The sequence below is a fragment of the Kribbella sp. VKM Ac-2568 genome, from assembly GCF_004345365.1.
In the GTDB taxonomy this organism is placed as follows: Bacteria; Actinomycetota; Actinomycetes; order Propionibacteriales; family Kribbellaceae; genus Kribbella; species Kribbella orskensis.
The window spans coordinates 754632-760631 of sequence record NZ_SLVF01000003.1 but is presented as its reverse complement, the minus strand read 5'-3'; the positions used below and the strand labels follow the sequence as shown (position 1 = coordinate 760631).

The window sequence follows — 6000 nt, the reverse complement described above, 5'->3', positions numbered from 1 at the left end:
CCAGCCGCCTCGGCACTCGACTTCTTTGCAGCGTTCACATCAGTCACAGGTGTCTCCTACGTCTCAGGAGTTACACCGAATAACTTACAGTCCCGCCGAGACGGGTCCGTGAACCAGCGGCCGTCCACCAACACTCGCGCCAGCGTCACGTGTTCTGCAGTAGCTGCCCGCAGTACCTCGGCTGGTGAGTGCGTGGTCAGGCTGGGCGGCGCGGGCGGCGGAGAGGGGAGCGGGAGGGTTTGGAGGGTGGAGTGGGGAGAGAGGTGGCTGGGCGGGGGGCGGCGAGGGTTTTGAGGGCTAATTCGGGACGGTCGCTGATGATCGCGTCGACGCCGACGTCCGCGCAGTGGAGGACGTCCTGCTCGGTGTTCACGGTCCAGACGTGTACCTGGTGGCCGTGCTTGTGGGCGCGATCGACGAACTCCGGGTGGGCCGTGACGATCTCCAGACTCGGCCCGGCGTACGAGACACCCGTCGGCAACGACCCGTCACGGAACCTCAGCGGTACCCGGTCCATCAGGAGGACCGTACGCAGACCAGGCGCCATCACCCGCATCCGCCGCAGGGACAACCAGGAGAAGCTCATCACCCGGACCGGCGACTCCGACCCGACCTTCGGGTGCGCCCACCCGAACCTGTCCAGCATCTCGATCAACCGCCGCTCGACCAGCCCGGCGTACCGCGTCGGGTGCTTCGTCTCGATCGCCAGCTCCAGCGGTCGGCCCGCATCGCGAACCGTCTCCAGCAGCCTCTCCAGCGTGAGCACCTTCAGGAGGTCCGGATCCGGCAGCTCAGCCTCGTCGTCGAGGTCGGCCCACGGCGTCTTCCAGGAACCCCAGTCGAAGCTGTCGAGCTCCTCCAGCCGCATGGTCGAGAGCACCCCGCGGCCGTTCGAGGTCCGGTCGATCCGCCGGTCGTGCACGCAGACCAGATGACCGTCCGCCGTCAGCCGGATGTCGCACTCGAGCCCGTCCGCTCCGGCCTCGACCGCCCGGCGGTACGCCGCCAGCGTGTGCTCCGGACTGACCTCACTAGCGCCACGGTGGGCCACCACGCTCGGGCGTTTCCCCATGCACCCAACTCTGGCACGCCCTCCACCGAACCCGTAACCCAGCCACGCCCGTCCCGGGAAAACGATTGCTACGAACCCCCTGTACTCCGGTACGCCGGGCCCGGGTCGACCTGGGCGAGCCTCCGCAACCGCGGGCCAAGGCAAAGCAACAGGCATGCCCCGGACCTTCGCCGACAGCGGCTGAGCCGACCCGCGGAGCGTAAGCCGGATGCGCGCGCCGACGGGGGGTCAGCCAAGCGGGTGCTGAGCGGGCTCATCGGCATGCCTGGGTAAGCCCGCGGGTTGGGATGGTTGCAGCGGGGTGGTCATCGACTGTCGAGGTCGTGAACTCGGGCTCAAGTGGCCATGGCGTGGAGCAGGGCTGGTGGGCGAGAGAGCTTTGGCTGACTGAGGGGCAGATCAGCGTCGCCGGCGTTTCCCGGGTGGTTGGGGCTGACATGCGCCGGCGTGATGGGAGTGAGGCTCGGGTCAGTTAGGCCCCCTGGGGGTCGGGCGAGTCAGCTTCCGGCGGTATGGGGTTGGAGCGGACTGGCGAGCGGTCGGGTTGCTGTGGGGGTCTGGCGGGGTCGCTGTGACGGCTCCGGCGGGGTGGACTCTGTACGGGCGTACAGGGTGGCTGGGCTCGCGGCAGGTCGCGGCTGACGGGGAGGCGGTGGGCTGGGCGGGGGCGGTTTGGGGGTGGGGCGAGGTGGGTGGTGGGTGGTTGACGGGGGTGGTGAGGGGGAAGGCTGGGAGGGGTGTTTGGGGGGTGGGGTGGGTGGTTGCAGAGGGTTTTGGGTAAGGGACCGGGGTGGTTGTTCTGTGTAGTTGGGTGAATGCGGGGGGTTATTTGCACGTTCAATTCCGTCGCTTTTGTCTCGGTTTCTTTGCTAAACGTGTGATCTTCCGCGGTGTGATGTAACGGAATTGCTGAGAGTGTTTTCAACGGGTTGATGCTGGGCAGAACTGCTAGTGCTGTTCCGATGACTGAGGAGACCCTGCTTGTCCTCTGCGACCTTGCCTGCCGACGTGAGTGTGATGGACGTCGTACTGCCGCACGAAGTGTCCGCGGTAGCGGATGCCCGCCGCCGTCTGGCCGGCTATCTGAAGCGGCATCGGGTCGCCGAAAATGCGTGCGATGACGCGCAATTGGTGCTCTCGGAACTGCTCTCCAACGCGATCCGGTACGCGCCGCCGCTGCCCGACGGTGAGGTACACGCGGCCTGGTGGATCGACAAGGCCGGCATCCACATCGAGGTGACGGACGGCTGCGGGGACACCGAGCCGCAGCGGATCAACGACCCGCACCCCGAGTCGATCGGCGGCCGCGGGCTGGCGATCGTGGAGATGCTCACCGTCGAGTGGACCGTGCGCACCGCCGACAAGCGCCGCACCGTCCACGCCATCGTCCCCCGCTGACCTCCCACCGCCATCGCACCGCCCGGACCACGTGTTGACCTCAACCATCGTCGTACCGCGCGGTGCTCCCGCGCCGTGGCCCGGCCCGGGATGTCCGTGGGTTGGGTGTGGTGGCGGGGTGCTGCAAGACTGCGGGCATGGGAAAGAAGTCGCGCAACCGCGCCAAGAACACCACGACCGTCACGCTGGACCCGGCCGACCTGGTCGACGTCAGCCCCCGCGAGCCCTGCCCGTGCGGCTCCGGGAAGCGGTTCAAGCAGTGCCACGGCCGTGAGCAGGCGCAGGCCGCCGACGCTTTCGTGGTCCGGCCGTTCGAGGGGCTGCCGGCTGAGTGCGACCTGATCGCCTTCCGTGAGATCGTCCCGGCCGGTACCGCCGAGGTGACGCTGACCGGTGAGCACAAGGGCAAGACGGTCAACCTGGTCACGTTGCTGCCGATGGCGATGCCGGGTCTGGTCCGCGACGACGAGACGATCTGGATCGGCCTGCAGACGCACGCGTCGTCGGGTGACCCGAGCCGCGACGTCGCCCACGCCATCACCGCCGCGCTGAACACCGAGCCGGGCAACCCGATCCAGTTGGGCGACCTGCTCAAGGACGGTCCGCGTCTGCAGGACCTGATCGACACCTCCAAGCCGATCACCGTGAAGGTGCACGAGGGCTTCGACTACTGGGTCGGCGAGAACGTCGAGGACCCGACCGGTGAGGTCGCCGCCGGGCTCGAACGGGCGAACGCCGCCGCTGCCCCGACGGTCCGCCTTGAGTCGGTCGAGGCGGCGTACTGGACGCAGATCGGTGACCGCCGGTACCTGCGCTGGGTGATGCCCCACTCCGAGGACACTCTGCTTGACGCGCTGGCCCGCCTCCACGCTGCCGGTTCGTCCGCGCTCACCGATGGGAGCCGCCTGATCGGGTCGTTCCGTGCGCTGGGTGTGCTGGCCCCGGTTTGGGAGTTGCCGGCCGATGCGGAGGCAGCCGACCTGGAGAAGCCGGCCGCCGATTTCGCCGCGGCGCTCGACAAGGCGCTCGCGACCGAGGATGCGCTGACCACCGAGGAACGGGCTGCCCGCGCGGGGCTGGCCAGCCGGCAGTTGACGATCCGCTAGGACCTGCCACCATGACGAAGGGCCCGCGCTCGATGAGCGCGGGCCCTTCCACGTGGACGGCCCAAGTCCTGCTGACGGGGGAGCAACAGGGCCTGGGCCTAGCCATGAAGAGTACTCACAACCCGCCCCGACAACAACCCCCGATTTTCACTCCGCGTGTCGCCGGGCTTACCTGCCTTGTCAGCTACCCGATCGTGAGCGGTTCGCGCAGTACCGGGCAGGACATGCAGCGGGGTCCGCCGCGGCCCGAGCCCAGTTCCGAACCCGAGATGCGGATGACCTCGATGCCGGACTCCTCCAGTCGCGCGTTGGTCTCGACGGTCCGCTCGTACGCGATGCAGACCCGGGGTGCCAGGGCCAACGTGTTGTTGCCGTCGTCCCATTGTTCGCGTTCAGCGGTGACCGGGTCGAGGCCGGTGTCGATCCGGCGCAGGGTGTCGATGCCGAGTGCCTTCGCGGCCGCGACCAGGAACGGCTCGGACTCCGCCACGTGCAGTTCTTCGCCATCCGTGGTGACCGCGAGCGCACGCATCTCCTCGGCCATGTTCGGGTACATCAGCACGGCGTCGACGTCGACCATCGTGCACACGGTGTCGAGGTGCATGGTCGCCCGCTGCTGGGCGATCGGTACTGCGAGAACGGTGTGCGCCAGGTCCTTGGCGAACACGCGCCGCGCCAACCGCTCGACACCAGCAGGAGTGGTCCGCTCACCCACGCCAACAGCCAGTACTCCGGGGCCGAGCGCCAGCACATCGCCGCCCTCGACGTGCTCCAGCGTGTGGTCGTACACCTTGTCCGCCCCGGCGAACCGCGGGTGGAACTTGTAGATCAGCTCGGTCAACTGCGTCTCCCGGGCCCGCGCCGGCATCGCCAGCGAGGTGACCGCGACCGAGTCACGGATCCACACGCTCGAGTCCCGCGTGAAGAGCAGATTGGGCAGCGGGTCGATCAGGAAGTCCTCGTGGGCGAGCAGTGACGTCACCAGACCACCGGCCCGTACTTCGTCGTTCCGCACGCCGGCCATCAACGCCTCCGCGAGCTCCTCCGGGTCCAGCGCGGCCAACGCGGTGCGCAGGTAGTCGCGAAGGCTGTCGCCGAGGCGCAAATCCTCGGTGGTGCCGGAGACGGCCGAGGCGCGGGCGGCGGGATCGCCCAGAGCCTCGCTGAGGAGTTGGCCGAGGTAGAGCACCTCGACATTCCGGTCGCGGAGAGCCTGCGCGAAGGCGTCGTGCTCGTCCTGTGCCCGCCCGACCCACGGGATGCCGTCGAACAGCAGTTTGTCGTTGTTCCGCGGAGTCAGTCGCCGCAGTTCGTTGCCGGGACGGTGCAGCATCACCGTCCGCAGCGGCCCGACCTCGCTGTCGACGCCATACGCCTCAGTCATGCGCCTGCCCTCTCGTCCCGATCCGGTCGTCCCACCCAAGCTACGGCAGCACCGCCGCTGACGCGGGGAACCGCCCTGATTCTGTCTGATTGTCCGACAATTCTGCCGCAGCTCCAACTCGACCGCCGGCGCCTGCCCAGGTCGCGGTACGGGATCGGCCGGGGGGTGGGCGCAGATCGGCCACGTGGCCGATGTTCCACGGCGGAGGTCTCCGACAGGATTGTGGTCAAGAGGACGCCGGAAAGGGCGTTTCGACCAGGAGGAACAGAAATGACCAACGGAAACGCCCGCACGGTGACCGGCAACATCATGCTTTCGCTCGACGGTCGCGTGAATGGCCCTGGTGGTGACTACGACATGAGCTGGATCGTGCCGCACGCGATCACCGAGGGCGCCCGGGACCACATGACCCGGGTGACGAGCCCCGCCACCACGGCGTTGCTCGGACGCAAGAACTACGAGGGGTTCGGCGGCTTCTGGCCGGCGGTCGCGGACGACGAGAACGCGGCGCCGCAGGACCGGGCCTTCTCGCAGTGGCTGAACTCCACGGAGAAGGTGGTCTTCTCCTCGACCCTCAAGGACGCGCCGTGGCAGAACTCCCGGATCGTCGACGGCGACCCGGCGGCCGCGGTGAAGCAGTTGCGGGCCGAGGAAGGTGGCGACATCGTCGTCCTCGCCAGCAGCAGCGTGATCAAGGCATTGCTCGCGGCCGACGAGCTCGACCGGCTCAGCATCACCCTGGCGCCTGAACTCGTCGGTGGCGGCGAACGCCTCTTCGAGGACGGCATCCCGGCCACGTCCTGGAAGCTCGTCTTCTCGGCTCCCACCGAGTCCGGCGCGCTGTGCCTGCTCTACGACCGCGTCCGCTCCTGATGCGCTCATGACTTCTCCTTTCGGTCCTGCCAGAGAAGATGCCGCGATCGGCTCTGGCAGGACCGGAGTTGTCCACAGGCCGCGTACCCGATCGTTCGAAAGAACGAGATATCCCCAGGTGACGGGTGCGGAGGGGTGGATTCGGCTGGGGAACAACTAGGCTGCGG

At 68.1% G+C, this 6000-nt stretch carries 5 protein-coding genes; 3 read left to right on the top strand and 2 right to left on the bottom strand.

Annotated elements, in window-relative coordinates:
- Window positions 1–196: 196 nt before the first annotated feature.
- Window positions 197–1072, bottom strand: coding sequence for a glycerophosphodiester phosphodiesterase family protein (locus tag EV648_RS11125; protein ID WP_132288588.1), 876 nt, complete (start codon window positions 1070–1072; stop codon window positions 197–199).
- Between the two features lie 981 nt (window positions 1073–2053).
- On the opposite strand from EV648_RS11125, the gene EV648_RS11120 reads away from it, so the two are divergent.
- Complete coding sequence (locus tag EV648_RS11120) at window positions 2054–2470, top strand: ATP-binding protein (protein WP_132190098.1); 417 nt, start codon at window positions 2054–2056, stop codon at window positions 2468–2470.
- Between the two features lie 137 nt (window positions 2471–2607).
- The gene (locus EV648_RS11115; RefSeq protein ID WP_132288585.1) at window positions 2608–3576 is read left to right on the top strand and encodes a DUF5926 family protein; all 969 of its coding nucleotides are present in this window, start codon (window positions 2608–2610) and stop codon (window positions 3574–3576) included.
- Window positions 3577–3760: 184 nt separating this feature from the next.
- Here the strand turns inward: EV648_RS11115 and EV648_RS11110 are convergent, their stop codons facing one another.
- Complete coding sequence (locus tag EV648_RS11110; protein ID WP_132288582.1) at window positions 3761–4960, bottom strand: arginine deiminase; 1200 nt, start codon at window positions 4958–4960, stop codon at window positions 3761–3763.
- Between the two features lie 270 nt (window positions 4961–5230).
- Between EV648_RS11110 and EV648_RS11105 the strand changes: the two genes are divergently transcribed.
- A complete protein-coding gene (locus EV648_RS11105) occupies window positions 5231–5833 on the top strand; it encodes a dihydrofolate reductase family protein (protein WP_132288579.1) in 603 nt (200 codons plus the stop codon).
- Window positions 5834–6000: the final 167 nt, after the last annotated feature.

Coding starts and splice junctions, on each gene's coding strand:
- EV648_RS11125 (WP_132288588.1), bottom strand. CDS start 1,072: ATGGGGAAACGCCCGAGCGTGGTGGCCCACCGTGGCGCTAGTGAGGTC.
- EV648_RS11115 (WP_132288585.1), top strand. CDS start 2,608: ATGGGAAAGAAGTCGCGCAACCGCGCCAAGAACACCACGACCGTCACG.
- EV648_RS11110 (WP_132288582.1), bottom strand. CDS start 4,960: ATGACTGAGGCGTATGGCGTCGACAGCGAGGTCGGGCCGCTGCGGACG.
- EV648_RS11105 (WP_132288579.1), top strand. CDS start 5,231: ATGACCAACGGAAACGCCCGCACGGTGACCGGCAACATCATGCTTTCG.